Raw genomic sequence first — 15,830 nt, forward strand, 5'->3', positions numbered from 1 at the left:
CGATCTCCGAACGCGCGCCTAATATGACGCGATGCCCGATCTCCAACGGCTCAACGCCGGTCACGCCGCCGCTCTGCTCCGGTTCGAGCGGGAGAACCGGGCCTACTTCGTGCGCTTCATCTCTGACCGCGGCGACGCGTACTTCACCGACTTCGCCGCCCGCCACGCCGACCTGCTCGCCGCACAGACGGCCGGCCTCGACCACTTCCACCTGCTGATCGACGACGACGGCGAGACGGTGCTCGGCCGCTTCAACCTGGTCGACGTCGCTGACGGCAGTGCGGAGCTCGGCTTTCGGGTCGCTGAGCACGCGGCCGGTCGCGGTGTCGCGACCGACGCGGTGCGCCAGGTGTGCGACCTGGCCCGGGACAGCTACGGGCTGCGCCGGCTGGTCGCATCGGCAGCGTTGGACAACCCCGGTTCCCTGACGGTTCTCCGCCGCAACGGCTTCACCCCGGTCGGCGAGGTCGTCCTGCCCGGCCGCCCAGGCCTTCGCCACATCCGCGACCTCTGACCTGCCGCGCCGCAGCGCTGACCAACCACGGCGTCGCGCTGCCGCAGGAACCCATCGCTGCGAGGCTCCGACGGGTCCTAGGGCCCTTTCGTACGCCGACCGACTCCTCCAAGCCCAGGTCGCCGCGGAGACTGGCACTGCCGCAAAGGCTGGCACTAGGGCGGGAGGATTGGCCAACTGTGGAGACTGGCCTATCGCGAGGGTTGGCCTACCGCGAAGGCTGGCCCACCGCCAAGGCTGGCCCACCGCGGAGACTTGACCACGCGGTTTGTGCAGGGTCGCGGGCTTCGACCCGGCCAGGCTTCGCGGTGCAAGCACGCCAAACGTCGCCGACGACCCGCCCAGGTCGCCGGCGATACCTGACCCCGACCTCAGGCGTCCGTCGGCACGTCCGTGAAGTGTTCGACGAGCGGGGGACCGGCGAAGTACTGGCCGATCAGGCCGCGCCATTCGTTGAAGCGCTCCGAAGCGCGGAAGTTCTCCAGGTGGGCCTCGACGCTGTCCCATTCGACGAGCAGCACGAAGCGCGACGGTGACTCCACGCCTCGGGTCATGCGGATGGAGCGGAAGCCGGGCGTACCCCGGACGATCGGGTGGGCCTTCCGATAGGCGGCGGCGAACGCCTCCTCCTCGCCCGGCCTGATGTCGATGAGCGCAACCTCGAGGATCATGGCCGGAAGCTTCCCACGACCCAACGGAGACACCCGAAACATCCTAGGACGGCGTACACGCAGTGTTATGTCGCACCAGATCACAGGTGAGTCGCGATGGTCGATGTGTCAAAACCGGGTCCGATGGGGGAGAATGGCGCTCGAGGAGGGGAGTATTCCCCCGCAGGCGTTGTCGTCAGCACGGCAGTCGCCCAGCGTGAGCTGGGCGTCGACCCGGCAACGTCGGTCGCCCGGCCTACCCAGGCCAGGCGATGGAAGAGACCTCCCGACAGTCACGACCCAGCACCTCGCCAGACGGCGATGTGGGCTGCCTGCCGGAGGTCTATTTGAACGCGTCGTCTTTACACGTAACCCCGCTCGTCTGGGCCGTCACCCTCGTGGTGATGGTCGCGGTCTTGTTGGCCGACCTTTTGATCATCGGTCGACGGCCACATGAGCCGAGCATCAAAGAGTCGACGATCTGGGTTTCGATCTACGTCGGCCTCGCCCTGCTGTTCGGGCTGGGGCTGTGGTTCACATCGGGCGCCACCTTCGCCGGCGAGTTCTATGCCGGTTGGCTGACCGAGTACAGCCTCAGCGTCGACAACCTGTTCGTCTTCGTGATCATCATGTCGCGGTTCGCCGTGCCCAGACATCTGCAACAGGAAGTGCTGCTGGTCGGCATCATCCTGGCGCTGGTGATGCGTGGCGGGTTCATCGCCGCCGGGTCTGCGCTGATCAGCCAGTTCTCGTGGGTGTTCTACATCTTCGGCGCGTTCCTGGTCTACACGGCCATCAACTTCGCGCGCCAGGGTGAGCCTGAAGAAGAAGATTTCAAGGAAAACATCGTCATCCGGTGGGTACGGCGTGCCGTCCCGTTCTCCCGCGACTTTGACGGTGCCAAGCTCACCACCCGGGACAGCATGGGCAAGCGTCTGTTCACGCCGATGCTGGTAGTGATGATCGCGATCGGCACGACGGACCTGATCTTCGCGCTGGACTCCATCCCCGCGATCTTCGGCGTGACCAAGGAGCCCTACCTGGTCTTCACCGCCAACGTCTTCGCGCTGATGGGCCTCCGGCAGTTGTACTTCCTGCTCGGCGGCCTGCTCGACCGGTTGGTCTACCTCAACATCGGCCTGGCCTTCGTGCTCGGTTTCATCGGCGTGAAGCTGGTCCTGGAGGCCTTGGCCGACAACAACCTGCCGTTCATCAACGGCGGCGAGCACATCAGTTGGGCACCGCACATCCCGATCTGGCTGTCCCTGACAGTCATCCTGGGCACGCTGCTGATAGCGACGGTGGCGAGCCTGGCCAAATCGGCCCGGGACAAACGCAAAGGACGCGAGCTGACCAGCGTCGGCAGCTAATGCGTAGTGACGGCCCCCGCCAACGGCGGGGGCCGTCTCGCATGCCGGGGGGCGGAATGCTGAAAACGCCGCTCCCGGCGTTGGCCGGGGCGGCGTCCTCAGGTGTCGGTGTGCAGGTCGCCTCTCGGCGAGTGGCGCGACGCGGCTCCAGCCTGACGGTATTCCGCGACGGCAATTTAGGTGAGGCCCGGGGACACTGAACACACCGACACTGATCACAACCACCGACCCGGCGAGACCATTCCCCGGCGGCGGGGGAACTCAGCCGACTACCCGGTGCGCCGCCACGAGGGTCGCCTCACGTGCCTCTGGCAGTGGCTCCTCCACCACCCGCCGCTGCGTGTAGCAGGCGTGCAGCATTCGCCGGGAGCCGGTCACGATGCCCACGTGGTGGATGCGGCGGCCGGGGCGGGCGAAGAAGTACAGGTCACCGGGGCGCTCCGAGCCCAGCGGCACCGAGCGGGTCGCGTCGGCCTGGTCGGCGGCGTCGCGGGGGAGCACCACCCCACAACGGCGCCAGGACAGGTGCACCAGACCGGAACAGTCGATGCCGTACGCGGAGAGGCCGCCCCAGACATAGGGCACGCCGCGCAGTCTGGAGGCCACCTCGAGCGCTGCGGCGGGCTGGCCGAGAGTGGTCACGTCGGCGGCCGCCACCCACATCAGTCCGTCGCCGGCGCCTACCGGCCACCAGCCGTCGACGAGCTCGCCCAGCGGCATCAGCCGAGTGCCGATCATGACGTTGGCCAGCACCACCGGGCCGCCGGGCGTGGCGCGTAGGTCGGTCGAGGTCGCGTCGACGACAAGGGTGGTGTCGTCGCCCGCGGGGGTGTCACCGGAGCCCGCCTGGCTGAGCTGCTCCGCCGGGATCCATCCCGGGTAGCCGCGCCGGTCGCGTGCGCCGGGCTGCTGGAGCGCGACCACCCGGACCCAGCCGTCGTCGCGTACCTCGTCGACGCGGACCCGCTCACCCAGCAGAAGCTGGCTCAGCACACCGTCGCCGATCTGCTGCTCGGCCGACATCGACGCCACCCAGGAGGGGATGTCGGCGGTGCGCCCGAGCGCGCGGCTGTCAATCGGACGAACCGCGTCCGGTGTGGACCACAGTGTCGCGACGGCCACTCGCACCATCGCGTCGCTGCCTGCCCGCACCTCTCGCTGCCTGTCCGGTCGCACTCGCCCGCCCCCCGTCCGCACCGCCGACGGGGTCCCCACCCCTGTCAGCCAGGCTACGAAAGTCTTCGCCATCACTCAATCGCCTGCTGCAACTCTCCTTCATTCTGCCCACATGGCCGACCCCGTTCGCCCGACTGGACAGTCGTTCCAGCTCATGAGACCGAAACACGTTTCGGTGACAACCAGCCAGGCGGCCCGGTGCAACGCGAGGTCAGGGCAAGCTCATCCCCAGCCCCGGCGCGTCCGGAAGGATCACGGCGCCCGGCTCGTAGGTCAGCCCGCCCACTACCGGCGAGCTCGCCAGCCACCAGGCGGCGTCCAGGTCGGCGACGGCGGTGGTCCCGTAGGCCGCGACCAGGCTCGCGGCCGCGCCCACCCCGACCGGGCTCTCCATCATCGTGCCGACGATCGTGCCCATGTCGTGCGCCTCGGCCAGCGAGAGCAGGGTGCGGGCCGGGCCGAGCCCGCCGCACTTGGCCAGCTTGACGTTGACCATGTCCGCGGCCCGGTGGCGGATCACGGTGACCAGGTCGCGGATCCCGTACACCGACTCGTCGGCGAGGATCGGCACGTCCACCCGATCCGTGACCCAGCGCAGGCCCTCGATGTCGCGGTGGTGCACCGGCTGCTCGACGAGCTCCAGGTCGGCGCCAAGATCCTGGGCGGCGCGGATGATCCGGACCGCCTCCTTGGCGCCCCAGCCCTGGTTGGCGTCGAGCCGGATCCGCACTCCGGAGCCGGCCGCGGCCCGCACGTCGCGGATCCGGGCCAGGTCCGTCGCCGGGTCGGCGCCGACCTTGACCTTGAGCACCGTGAAACCCTCGGAGACCCGCGCCCGTGCGGCGTCGGCGACGCCGATCTCGTCGGCCGCGGTCAGCGTCACGTCGGTCGGCACCCGCAGGGCCGTGCCTCCGAGCAACCGCGCCAGGGGTACGCCGAGGCGGCGCGCGGCCAGGTCGTGCAGCGCGACGTCGACGGCCGCCTTGGCCGCCTCGTTGCCCGCGACGGCTCCGGCGGTCACCCGGGTGAGCGCGACGAGGTCGTCCGGGTCCCGACCGACCATCAGCGGCCGCAGGATGGACGCGACGCACGCCTCCGAGCCGGCCAGCGACGCCCCGGTCACCTGCCAGACCTGCGGCGCCTCGCCGAAGCCGGACAGGCCGTCGTGGTCGACGATCTCGACGATCAGCGTCTCCACCGACGTCGCCCGGCGCAGCGCCGTGACGAACGGCGTGTGCAGGGGGGCACGTACCCGATGGGTTCTGACATCCTCGATCGTCACGTAGGGCACCCTATCCGGAGGGGCTGAGAGTGACGGAAGGATCGTCCATGGCGGTGGAATGGTCGTTGTCGGGTGCGCCGAACGCCCGTGACCTCGGTGGATACGTCGGGGCGGGTGGGCGCCTGGTCCGGTCCGGCGCCCTGATCCGGGCCAGCGGGCTGGGCCGGCTGGTCGACGAGGACCTGCCGACGCTGGGCAAGCTGGACCTGTCGTGCGTGGTCGACCTGCGCAGCGCGCACGAGATCGAGGTGGCACCGCCGGACCGGCTGGCCGGCGAGACGCGGGTCGTGCACATCCCGGTCCACGACCCCAGGCACCCGGTCTTCACGTACGTCTCGGCGGTGATGCTCGGTCATGACCTGTCCGCGTACGAGGCCCTGGCCCGCGAGGGCACCACCGGCGCGATGGAGGCGATCTACCGCTGGTTCGTCTCCGACCCGACCGCGATCGAGGCGTTTACCCGCGCCGTGCGGACCGTCGCCGAGTCGGACAACCTGCCCCTGCTGTTCCACTGCAGCGCGGGCAAGGACCGCACGGGCTGGCTGGCCGTGATCCTGCTGACCGCCCTCGGCGTCGACGCCGCGACGATCCGCGCGGACTACCTGCGCACCAACGACCTGGCCGACGGCGTCAACGAATCGATCATGGGTGCGATGCTCGTCCGCCGCCCTGGCCTGGACCTCGACGCGATCCGCCCCGTCCTGGAAGCGCGCGAGAACTACCTCGATGCCGCGTACGACGAGGTCGCCCGCCGGCACGGCGACATGGACACCTACCTGCGCGACGCCCTCGGCATCGACGACGCCCTCAAGGCCGAGCTGCGGGAACGCCTGCTCGACTAGCGCGCTCGCCAGGCGGCGGCCGACACCGCGGCGACCAGGGCGCAGGCCTCCTCGTCGGGCAGGGTCGTCGTGGTGCAGACCACCACCGTGTACGGGGGAGCGTCTCCCGGGAAGACCATGCCGGCCCCGTGCCGTACGCCGGTGATCCAGCCGTTCTTGTGTGCCACCCGGGTGCCTTCCGGCAGGCCGGCGACCAGGTCGTCGCGGTGCTCGTTGGCCTCCAGCAGCGCGAGCACCTCGCGCCGGGCCCCGGGCGGGACCAGGTCGCCGGCCACCACCGCGCCGAACAGCGCCGCCAGGTCGCCGGCGGTGACCCGGTTGTCGATGCCGGCGAGCCGGGCCGCCGCGTCCTCGATGCCGCGGGCGGTGACGCTGTGGGTGGCGCCGGCCAGCCGCCACACCTCGTTCACCGCCGGCAGGCCGACGGCGCCGACGCAGAGGTTGGTGGCCAGGTTGCCGGACCGGACGATCATCTGGCGGGCCAGGGCGCGCAGGGTGCTGGTGCCGCCCAGTAGCGCCCACGTGGCGGTGTCGCTGTCCTCGGCCGGGTCGTTGGCAAAGGGCTCCGCGCCCGGCAGCGCCGACTCGTGTCTGTTGTGGACAACCACCGGCGCGTCGAGGTCGAGCCCCGCACGGTGCAGGGCGACCAGCACGCCCACCTTCATCGTGCTCGCGGCGTAGTGCGTCGCATCGGCCAGCCGTGCGTAGACCGGCGGCCCGCCGACCGGCCCGACCCAGGCGGCGGCGGTGCCCGGCGCGGCGGCCAGCGCCTCGTCGACCTCGTCCCAGCTCTTCATCGGGTCCGACGATAGTGTGCGCTCTCCGCGAACATCGGCCCACCCGCCCGGCCACGGGGTTAGCGTGCCGGGATGACGGCCCCTCCCGCGTACGACGCCCACGCCGACTGGTACGAGGACTACACCGCCATCGCCTCGTCCTATATGGACCGGGTGCGCGTGCATCTCGCCGACCTGCTCGGTCCGGGCTCCGGGAGCTGCCTCGACCTCTGCTGCGGCGGGGGTGCGCACGCCGCGACGATCCGTGGGCTCGGCTGGACGCCGGTCGGAGTCGACCTGTCCCAGGGACAGCTCCGCTGGGCGAAGGGACGGCTCCCGGCCGTGGCCGGGGACGCGACCCGGCTGCCGCTGCGCGACGGGAGCGTGCCGGCCGTCGCCTGCGTGCTGGCCCACACGGACCTGCCCGACTACGCGGCGGTGCTGCGTGAGGCGGCCCGGGTGCTGGTGCCCGGCGGCCGGCTGGTGCACGTCGGGGTGCACCCCTGTTTCGTGGGTGCGTTCGCGGACCGCTCCGACGCCGACCTGATCACGATCAACACGCGTTACGCCGAGACGGCGCGCACCTTCGACGCCTGGGCGCCGCACGGCGTGCGGGCCCGGGTCGGCGCCTGGCACGTGCCGCTGGCCGACCTGCTCAACGCCGTCGTCGACGCCGGGCTGCGGATCGACCGGGTGGCCGAGTCGAGCCCGAACGGGATCGCCGACACCTTCGCGTTCCGGGCCGTGCGGGTCAGAAGCTGAGGCACTCGCAGTTGGTCATCAGCGAGCGGACGTTGTCGACGTAACGCGGGTTGGGGATCACCAGGCCGTCGGGGGTGTCGACCGCTCCCGGCCCGAAGTTGTAGGCGGCGATCACCGCGTTGAGCAGGCACAGGTCCGAGTGGCTGGCACAGTCGGCGGCGTCGACCGAGTAGTCGCTCTCGAAGTAGGCGTCGCCGAAGTATTTGATCAGCCAGGCCAGGTAGTTGGCGCCGAGCTGGGCGTTGTCGCGGTAGGCCTTGATGTCGTAGCTCTTGTCGAACCGCTGGTTGACGAAGGCAGCGGTGTCCGCCATGACCTGCATCAGGCCGATGCCGCCGTCGCAGGCGATGATGTTGGACTGCCAGCCGCTCTCCTGCCAGGCGGTGGCCTTCACCAGGTTGAGCGGCACCTTGATGCTCGGCGCGCTGGTCGGCCAGTAGGTGATCGCCGCGGCGTCGGTCAGCGCGATCTTGACGTTGGCCTGGCTGGCCCGGGCACCCTCGTAGCGGGGCCGGGTGCAGCCTGCCTGGTTCGGCGGCGGCTTCGGCGGGAGCTTCTCCGTCGTCGGGCGGCGGGGCGGGCTCTTCTTGGTGCCGGTGGGCCGGGGGCGTGGCGACGGCGGGACCTTCGTGGGCAGCGCGGCGGGCGCGGCACCGAGGCCCGTGGCGGACTTCGGCTCGGCGTCCTCGGCGTAGTCGTCCCAGGTGTTGGCGCCCTCGTCGGTCGTGGTCGTCGACGCCGCGTTCTCGACACCGCCGCCGGTCTTCTTCGCCGGGCCGTCACCCTGCGCACCGCAACCGGTCGCCACCAGCGCCAGAGCCACCGCACAGACCGCGATCGAAAGACGACGTGACCGTCGCATCGCACCTCCCCGTGACGGGGGGACGCTATCAGCCGGAGTGGCTTCCTACCGCCCCGGTTGCGCGGCCTGGGGTGCGGGGGCCAGCCCGCCACCGTCGGTTTCGGACAGCACAGGCGCCTCCTCGGCGACCGGACCCTCAACGTACGCCGCCGGCTCCTCGGTCGTCCCGTCGTCGCGGCTGGCGAAGGCCACCATGAAGAAGACGGTCCACATCACGCCGAGCAGCACCGAGGTGGCCGTCTCGCTGGCCACGCTCCAACCGAGATAGAGGCGGGCGCCGCTGAGGCTCGCGATCGCCGCGGCGGCCACCGTCCAGAGCGCCACGCGCAGCGGCCAGTGCCGGCGCCGGGACAGCAGCCAGGCCAGCGTGCAGAAGCCGGCGGTGATCACCGCGTTCTGGCTCGGGAACAGGCCCGACACCGAGGAACTGGCCGGGGTCAGGTCGCCGGCCCGGGTCAGGTCGGAGATCACCGCGAGCAGCACCAGCGGCACGAACGCGCCGGCCGTGGTGACGACGGTGACCAGGTCACTGCGCAGGGACCGGTGTCGCCAGGCCAGCACGACCGCGACGAGCGCGACCACCAGGATCAGCCAGGAGCCGCGCAGGATGCCGAGGGTCTCGCGGGCGGCGTCGACGGCCGGATCGGTGCGGCGCAGCGCGAACCAGCCGGCGATGTTGTCGTCGACCACGCTCAGGCCACTCTGGTCGACGGCCCACTTCATCACGAACGCGAGCCCGAAGCCGATGCCGAAGAGCAGGGCGACCCCGGCGACCAGGTTGGCCAGCAGCGCCCAGCCCCGGCCGAGCCGCATCGTGAGCAGGAAGAACAGCACCCCGAAGCGCTGGTTGACCCAGCGCAGCGGCGGCAGCGCGCCGGCCCTGGCGACCAGCGCCCGGAAGGGGTCGGGGTTGCGGCCGAGCCAGCGGCCGGCCAGGACGATCACGACGATCGTCAGGAGCAGGATCACCACGGCGCCGGTGGCCTTGCCCAGGTATTCGGAGACCGTCTCGTATGACTCGCCGGCCACGTAGCCGACCAGCACCGACGCGCTGGCGAAGAGCAGGACGCCAGGCGCGTTCCAGGAAACGAACCGGCGGTACGGCATGCCGGCGGCACCGGCGAGCCGGGGCACCAGCGTGCGGCCGAACGCTACGAACCTGGCACCTAGGACGCCGCGCCCGCCGAGGCGGTGCAGCATGCCCTCGGCCTTGGCCCAGCGCTCGGCACCGACCCGCTCGCCCCAGCGCCCCTCGCGCAGCCGGGTGCCGTAGCGCCGTCCGGCCCGGAAGGCCAGCGAGTCACCGAGCAGCCCCGCGACCACCATCAGCCCCAGCGTCACCCGCAGGTCGAGCGTGCCCGTGAAAGATAGAAATCCGACGAGCAGCAGCGTCGCCTCGGCTGGGAACACCAGCCCGAGCAGCACTGCGGTCTCGCCCGCGATCAATGTGAAGGCGATCACGTAGATGACGACTGGCGGCAGATCCGCCAGCCGTGTCAGTAGATCGACCATTGCGTCCCCCGGCCCACCGGTCCAGCATGCCAGCGCGGGATGTCGGAAAATAGCGGATAACCAGAGATCCGGGCCACCTCCGGGATACCCCGACGGGGTCGCCTCGCGCGCACCCGGGAGGATGGAGGCATGCCGACCCGTTCCGATCTCCGCAACGTCGCCATCGTGGCCCACGTCGACCACGGCAAGACAACTCTTGTCGACGCGATGCTGCGCCAGGGCGGCCAGTTCCATGCCCGCAACGAGCTCACCACCGACCGCATGATGGACTCGATGGATCTTGAGCGCGAGAAGGGCATCACCATTCTCGCCAAGAACACCGCCATCACGTACGCGCCCGCGGACGGCGAACCGGTGGTCATCAACATCATCGACACCCCTGGCCACGCCGACTTCGGCGGCGAGGTCGAGCGCGGCCTGACCATGGTCGACGGCGTCGTCCTGCTGGTGGACGCCAGCGAGGGCCCGCTGCCCCAGACCCGGTTCGTGCTGCGCAAGGCGCTCAAGGCCCGCCTGCCGATCATCCTGGTGATCAACAAGGTGGACCGGCCGGACGCCCGCATCAAAGAGGTCGTCGACGACACGTACGAGCTGTTCCTCGACCTCGACGCCGACGACAGCCAGATCGACTTCCCGATCGTGTACGCCTGCGCCCGCGACGGCATCGCCTCGCTGGGCCAGCCCGTCGACGGCACGGTGCCGACCGACAGCGACTCGCTGGAGCCGCTCTTCCAGACCCTGCTGGACACCATCCCGGCACCGTCGTACGAGGAGGGCGCGCCCCTCCAGGCGCACGTGACCAACCTCGACGCGTCGCCGTTCCTCGGCCGCCTGGCCCTGTGCCGGGTCCGCGAGGGCACGATCCGCAAGGGTCAGACGGTCACCTGGTGCAAGATCGACGGCACCACCGAGCGGGTCCGGATCTCCGAGCTGCTGATGACCGAGGGCCTGGAGCGCAAGCCGGCCGAGTCCGCCGGCCCCGGCGACATCATGGCCGTCGCGGGCATCCCGGAGATCATGATCGGCGAGACCCTGGCCGACGCCGACGACCCCCGCCCGCTGCCGCTGATCACCGTCGACGAGCCGGCGATCTCCATGACCATCGGCACCAACACCTCGCCGCTGGTCGGCCGGGTCAAGGGCGCCAAGGTCACGGCCCGGATGGTCAAGGACCGCCTCGACCGTGAGCTGATCGGCAACGTCTCGCTGCGCGTGCTGCCCACCGACCGCCCCGACGCGTGGGAGGTCCAGGGCCGAGGCGAGCTGGCGCTGGCGATCCTGGTCGAGCAGATGCGCCGCGAGAGCTACGAGCTCACCGTCGGCAAGCCGCAGGTGGTCACCCGGGAGATCGACGGCAAGACCTGCGAGCCGGTCGAGCGGCTGACCATCGACGCCCCGGAGGAATACCTGGGTGCGATCACTCAGCTCCTGGCGACCCGCAAGGGCCGGATGGAGCAGTTGGTCAACCACGGCACAGGCTGGATCCGGATGGAGTGGCTGGTCCCGGCCCGCGGCCTGATCGGCTTCCGCACGGAGTTCCTCACCGACACCCGCGGCACGGGCATCCTGCACCACGTGTTCGAGAGCTACGAGCCGTGGTTCGGGGAGCTGCGTACCCGGGGCAACGGATCCCTGGTCGCGGACCGGTCCGGTGCGGTGACCGGGTTCGCGATGATCAACATCCAGGAGCGCGGCTCGCTGTTCGTCGAGCCGGGCACCGAGGTGTACGAGGGCATGATCGTCGGCGAGAACTCCCGCGCGGACGACATGGACGTCAACATCACCAAGGAGAAGAAGCTCACCAACATGCGGGCGTCCACCTCGGACGAGACCGAGAAGGTCATCCCGCCGCGGAAGCTCTCCCTGGAGCAGGCCCTCGAGTTCTGCCGCGAGGACGAGTGCGTCGAGGTCACCCCGACCTCCGTGCGCATCCGCAAGGTCGTTCTGGACCAGACCATCCGTGGCCGGGCCGCCGCCCGCCGCAAGCACGCCGGCTGACCGTTCGCTGCAGAGGGGCCGCCTGGTCGATGTTCGACCGTGCGGCCCCTTCACAGTGGAGGGTGATCGTTCCATCATGGCTCGGGGAACCGAGTAAGGGGCGAGATGGCGGATCTGTCGTACGACGTCATTGTGGTGGGTGCGCGCTGCGCGGGGTCGCCGTTGGCGATGCTGCTGGCCCGGCAGGGCCACCGGGTGCTGCTGGTGGACCGCGCGACCTTCCCCAGCGACACGGTGTCCACGCACGTCATCCACCCGCCGGGCGTGGCCGCGCTGCGTCGGTGGGGGCTGCTCGACGAGGTCGTGGCGACCGGTTGCCCGCCCGTGGGCCGCTACTCGTTCGACTTCGGGCCGATCGCGTTGGCCGGGGCGCCGGGCGATGAGGGCTCGCCCTACGCGTACGCGCCGCGCCGCCAACTCCTCGACAAGATCCTGGTGGATGCCGCGGTGGCCGCCGGCGTCGAGGTCCGCGAGGGGTTCACCGTCGACGAGGTGCTGGTCGACGACGGCCAGGTGACCGGGATCCGGGGCCACGACCACGGCGGTGCGTCCGTTGTGGAGCGTGCCCGCGTGGTGGTCGGCGCCGACGGCCGCAACTCGGTGGTCGCCAAGACGATGGCGCCGGCGGTCTACGAGGACCGGCCCGCGCTGACCGTCGGCTACTACTCCTACTGGAGCAACCTGCCCACCGACACGTTCGAGGCCTACAGCCGGCCGGGCCGCGGTTGGGCCGTGTGCCCCACGAACGACGACCTGACGCTGGTCATCGGTGGCTGGCCCCACGCGGAGCTCGCCGACCACCGCAACGACGTCGAGGCCGAGCTGATGGCCACGTTCGAGACCTCGCCCGCGTTCGCCGAGCGGATCCGTGACGCCAAGCGCGAGGAGCGGATCGTCGGCACGTCGGTGCCGAACTACTTCCGGCTGCCGTACGGCCCGGGTTGGGCCCTGGTCGGCGACGCCGGCTACAGCCGCGACTTCATCACCGCGCAGGGCATCACCGACGCGTTCCTGGACGCCGAGGGCCTGGCCGTGGCACTGGAGGCGGCGCTGGCCGGCACGGAGGCCTACGACTCGGCGCTGGCCGGCTACCACTCCGCCCGGGACACCCGCGCGATGCCGGTCTATCAGATGACGCTGCAGATCGCCTCGTTGCAGCCGCCGGACGAGCAGATGGTCCAGCTCGTGTCGGCGATGGCCGGCAACCAGGACGCGATGGACGCCTTCGCCCGCCTCAACTCCGGTGTCACCTCACCCGTGGAGTTCTTCGCACCGGAGAACATCGGCAAGCTCGTCGGCCACCCCGGGCCTTAACCGGAGGCGAGCTCGAGCACGTCGTCCAGGGCGAGGCTGGCGCCCCGAGCGGTCAACCGGCGGTACGGCTCGTCGCCCAGGCGGCTCCGCAGGCGCTCGGCGGTCTCGGCGTGGGCTTCCTGGTCGATGCCCCAGACGTCGCTGCCCAGCGTGCCGCGTACGCCCAGGCCGGCACCGAACAGCGTCGCGGCCCGGTCGGTGTCGCCGGAACGCTCGGCTACCGCGGCGAGGGCGTCCAGTGCCCGCGGGATGGTTTCGCGGCTGCCGAACGTCACGGCCCGCCGCAGCGCGTCGCCGAGCTCCTTTCCGGCCACCGCGAGGTCGCCCTGGCGCAGGTGTGCCCACCCGAGTGCGACCAGGCCGTTGCTGACCAGCACGTCGTCCTCCAGCTCGAGCGCGCGCCGCCCGCTCTCCTCGAGCGGGGGGATCGCGTCGGCCTCGTGGCGCATGGTCACCCGTGCCGAGCCCAGCGCGCACAGCGCGAACATCAGCCACCATGGCTCGGCCAGCCGGCGGAAGGTGTCGACGGCAGCGGAGAGCTGGCGCTCGCCGCCGTCCGGGTCGGTCGGAACGCGCATGAGGCCCAACGCGACCGACGCCGTCGCCGCCTCGCGTTCGGCGCCCTGTGCGACGAATCGCTCGCGCGCCGGCGGCAACACCTCGGAGGCCCGGTCGTAGTCGGCGCGCAGGAACGCCATCATGCCGAGCACCAGTTGGGCGTACGCGCGGGTGTCGCCGGTGAGGGACGACGCCAGAGCCCGGTCCATCGCGTCCTCGACGTCGCTGGCGAGCCCCTGGGTGAACAGCACCGGCCAGATCGCCAGACCCATCCGTACCGTCGAGTCGGTGTCGTCGGTGGAGAGGAACCACTCCAGCGCCGCGCGGAAGTTGTCGTGGTCGGCGACGCACTGCTGCACGAGGGGCCGGATCCGGGGATGGTCGGCGACCGCCGCACCGACGTCGAGGGTCTGCTGCCGGAAGTACTCGGCGTGCCGCTGGCGCAGTTGGTCGGCCTCGCCCGCGTCCGTCAGGCGGCCGGTCGCGAACTCCCGGACGACCTGGAGCATGGCGAACCGGGGCTCGCCGTGGATCGAGTGGTCGGGCCGCAGCAACGCCTTGTCCACAAGGGACGAGATGCCGTCGAAGACGGGCGCGTCGAGGTCGGCGCCGCAGATCGTCTCCGCGGCCTCCAGCCGAAAGCTCCCCGCGAACACCCCGAGGCGGGTGAACAGAAGCTGGTCGGCCCGGTCGAGCAGGTCGTAGCTCCAGGCGATGGTGGAGTGCAGCGTGCGCTGCCGCGAGGGCAGGTCACGGGCTCCGGGCGCGAACATGTCGAAGCTGCGGTCGAGGCGCGCCAGCAGGTCGTCGAGCTCCAGCATCCTGGTCCGCGGCGCGGCCAGCTCGATGGCGAGCGGGAGGCCGTCGAGGCGCCGGCAGATGTCGGAGATCGTGCGCACCTCGGCGTCGTCCAGGCGTAGGTGCGCGCCGGCAGCGGCAGCCCGGTCGGCGAACAGCTCGACCGCCTCGGAGTGCTTCGCGTGGTCGGTGCTGTCGGACCAGTCGGGCACGCCGAGGGACGGCACCTCGAAAACGTGCTCACCGCTGAGGTGCAACGGCTCCCGGCTGGTCACCAGCACGGTCAGGCGGGAAGTGCGGGTGACCAGCTCGGCGATCACGGGAGCCACGTCGACGACGTGTTCGAAGCTGTCGAGCAGGAGCAGGATCCGGTGCGCGTCCACGGAGCCGACGAGCGCGTCGACCAGAGACAGGCCGGGTGTCTCGGGGACGCCGAGGGCGGCGGCGATCGCCGGTGGCACCTGCGGTGCCGAGGAGAGCTGGTCGAGGTCGACCGTCGCGACGGACTCGAACTCCGGCGCGACCGACGCCGCGAGCTCCACGGCCAGCCGGGTCTTGCCGATGCCTCCGGGCCCGACCAGCGTGACCAGTCGGGTCCGCGGGTCGGTCGACAGCGCCCGCAGGGTGTCCAGCTCCCGTCGGCGCCCGACGAACGTGTTCGTGGCCCGCAGGCGGCGCAGGTCGTCGTCCGGGACCCGATCGGCGGGCGCGGCCGGCTCGGCGGGACTCGTGGCGCCGAACCGCTCGCTCAGGAGCAGCGCGAGGTCGCCACCGATGAGCGCGACCAGTTCCTTGGGGTGGCGGAACGTGCGGTAGGAGACACCGCTGCCGGCCACCCGCTTCAGCAGCTCGGCCAGTCTGGGCTCGCGGTTGGGCGCCGGTCGTTGCACGTACACCAGTTGGGGTTTGCCGTTCGCGGAGAGGAACTCGTCCTCGAGCCCGGACACGGTGCGCCCCGGCTCGATGGTGCCGTAGCTCTCGCCGTAGACGGCCACGAACACATCGCTCTGCGACAGGTAGGCCAGGTAGAGGTCCCGGGGCGGGTAGGGGCGGGCGCCCAGCTCGAACATCACCGGGGTGAGGTGGAGCTGCTCGATGGCGCGGCGCGCGGCGACGCGTGCGTCCGCCAGCTCGTTCATCGTGGAGCTGACAAAGACCCGAAGCCGCTGGTCGGGCGTGCGGATCTCGGTCATCGTGGGCCGCCTCCAACTTTCGAGCCTAATCGCCGTCGGTCCCGGGCGTCCCGGATCAGCGTCAGGACGATGACGAGCAGGCCGAGCAGGGCGACGATGGCGTTCGCACCGGTGACGTACGCGGCTTCCCAGGCGGTGGCGTGTTGCAGGTGCGCCAGGTGGAAGAAGAAGTGCGGTATGGCGAAGACCGAGAACGCCGCGGCCGCCGGGATGGTGAACACGC

At 70.9% G+C, this 15,830-nt stretch carries 14 protein-coding genes; 6 read left to right on the forward strand and 8 right to left on the reverse strand.

Features of this window, described 5'->3' with window-relative positions; all coding sequences use genetic code 11:
* The first annotated feature begins 31 nt into the window (after window positions 1-31).
* Complete coding sequence (locus BLV39_RS13440) at window positions 32-514, forward strand: GNAT family N-acetyltransferase (RefSeq protein ID WP_090790715.1); 483 nt, start codon at window positions 32-34, stop codon at window positions 512-514.
* A gap of 371 nt (window positions 515-885) precedes the next feature.
* Here the strand turns inward: BLV39_RS13440 and BLV39_RS13445 are convergent, their stop codons facing one another.
* A complete protein-coding gene (locus tag BLV39_RS13445; RefSeq protein WP_090790716.1) occupies window positions 886-1,185 on the reverse strand; it encodes an antibiotic biosynthesis monooxygenase family protein in 300 nt (99 codons plus the stop codon).
* Window positions 1,186-1,436: 251 nt separating this feature from the next.
* Between BLV39_RS13445 and BLV39_RS13450 the strand changes: the two genes are divergently transcribed.
* Window positions 1,437-2,534 (forward strand): TerC family protein, encoded by a 1,098-nt coding sequence (locus BLV39_RS13450; RefSeq protein ID WP_090790718.1) that lies wholly within the window; start codon window positions 1,437-1,439, stop codon window positions 2,532-2,534.
* A 261-nt stretch (window positions 2,535-2,795) separates the two neighbouring features.
* Here the strand turns inward: BLV39_RS13450 and BLV39_RS13455 are convergent, their stop codons facing one another.
* Window positions 2,796-3,686: a C40 family peptidase gene (locus BLV39_RS13455; protein WP_239083899.1), complete on the reverse strand. Its 891-nt coding sequence runs from the start codon at window positions 3,684-3,686 to the stop codon at window positions 2,796-2,798.
* 235 nt (window positions 3,687-3,921) lie between these two features.
* Entirely contained in the window at window positions 3,922-4,992 is a 1,071-nt protein-coding gene (locus BLV39_RS13460; RefSeq protein WP_090791485.1) for a mandelate racemase/muconate lactonizing enzyme family protein, read from the reverse strand.
* Between the two features lie 47 nt (window positions 4,993-5,039).
* Here BLV39_RS13460 and BLV39_RS13465 point away from each other — a divergent pair, with 47 nt between their 5' ends.
* Window positions 5,040-5,834, forward strand: coding sequence for a tyrosine-protein phosphatase (locus BLV39_RS13465; RefSeq protein ID WP_090790722.1), 795 nt, complete (start codon window positions 5,040-5,042; stop codon window positions 5,832-5,834).
* On the opposite strand, the gene BLV39_RS13470 is transcribed toward BLV39_RS13465, so the two are convergent.
* Window positions 5,831-6,631, reverse strand: coding sequence for a serine hydrolase (locus BLV39_RS13470; protein WP_090790724.1), 801 nt, complete (start codon window positions 6,629-6,631; stop codon window positions 5,831-5,833). The two genes, BLV39_RS13465 and BLV39_RS13470, sit on opposite strands and share 4 nt — an antisense overlap.
* A gap of 72 nt (window positions 6,632-6,703) precedes the next feature.
* Here BLV39_RS13470 and BLV39_RS13475 point away from each other — a divergent pair, with 72 nt between their 5' ends.
* Window positions 6,704-7,372: a class I SAM-dependent methyltransferase gene (locus BLV39_RS13475; protein ID WP_090790726.1), complete on the forward strand. Its 669-nt coding sequence runs from the start codon at window positions 6,704-6,706 to the stop codon at window positions 7,370-7,372.
* Here the strand turns inward: BLV39_RS13475 and BLV39_RS13480 are convergent.
* Window positions 7,362-8,234, reverse strand: a complete 873-nt coding sequence (locus BLV39_RS13480; protein ID WP_090790728.1) for a lytic transglycosylase domain-containing protein — start codon at window positions 8,232-8,234, stop codon at window positions 7,362-7,364. The two genes, BLV39_RS13475 and BLV39_RS13480, sit on opposite strands and share 11 nt — an antisense overlap.
* 45 nt (window positions 8,235-8,279) lie before the next feature.
* Window positions 8,280-9,746, reverse strand: a complete 1,467-nt coding sequence (locus tag BLV39_RS13485) for a VTT domain-containing protein (RefSeq protein WP_090790730.1) — start codon at window positions 9,744-9,746, stop codon at window positions 8,280-8,282.
* 129 nt (window positions 9,747-9,875) lie between these two features.
* Between BLV39_RS13485 and typA the strand changes: the two genes are divergently transcribed.
* Window positions 9,876-11,744: a translational GTPase TypA gene (gene typA / locus BLV39_RS13490; RefSeq protein WP_090790732.1), complete on the forward strand. Its 1,869-nt coding sequence runs from the start codon at window positions 9,876-9,878 to the stop codon at window positions 11,742-11,744.
* Between the two features lie 105 nt (window positions 11,745-11,849).
* A complete protein-coding gene (locus BLV39_RS13495; RefSeq protein WP_090790734.1) occupies window positions 11,850-13,058 on the forward strand; it encodes an NAD(P)/FAD-dependent oxidoreductase in 1,209 nt (402 codons plus the stop codon).
* Here BLV39_RS13495 and BLV39_RS13500 read toward each other — a convergent pair.
* The gene (locus BLV39_RS13500; protein ID WP_090790736.1) at window positions 13,055-15,607 is read right to left on the reverse strand and encodes a DUF4062 domain-containing protein; all 2,553 of its coding nucleotides are present in this window, start codon (window positions 15,605-15,607) and stop codon (window positions 13,055-13,057) included. The two genes, BLV39_RS13495 and BLV39_RS13500, sit on opposite strands and share 4 nt — an antisense overlap.
* On the reverse strand, window positions 15,604-15,828 hold the full coding sequence (locus BLV39_RS13505) for a hypothetical protein (RefSeq protein ID WP_090790737.1): 225 nt from the start codon (window positions 15,826-15,828) through the stop codon (window positions 15,604-15,606). The genes BLV39_RS13500 and BLV39_RS13505 overlap by 4 nt, the downstream gene beginning before the upstream one ends.
* Window positions 15,829-15,830: the final 2 nt, after the last annotated feature.

Source organism: Asanoa ishikariensis, from assembly GCF_900107455.1.
Taxonomy (GTDB): domain Bacteria; phylum Actinomycetota; class Actinomycetes; order Mycobacteriales; family Micromonosporaceae; genus Asanoa; species Asanoa ishikariensis.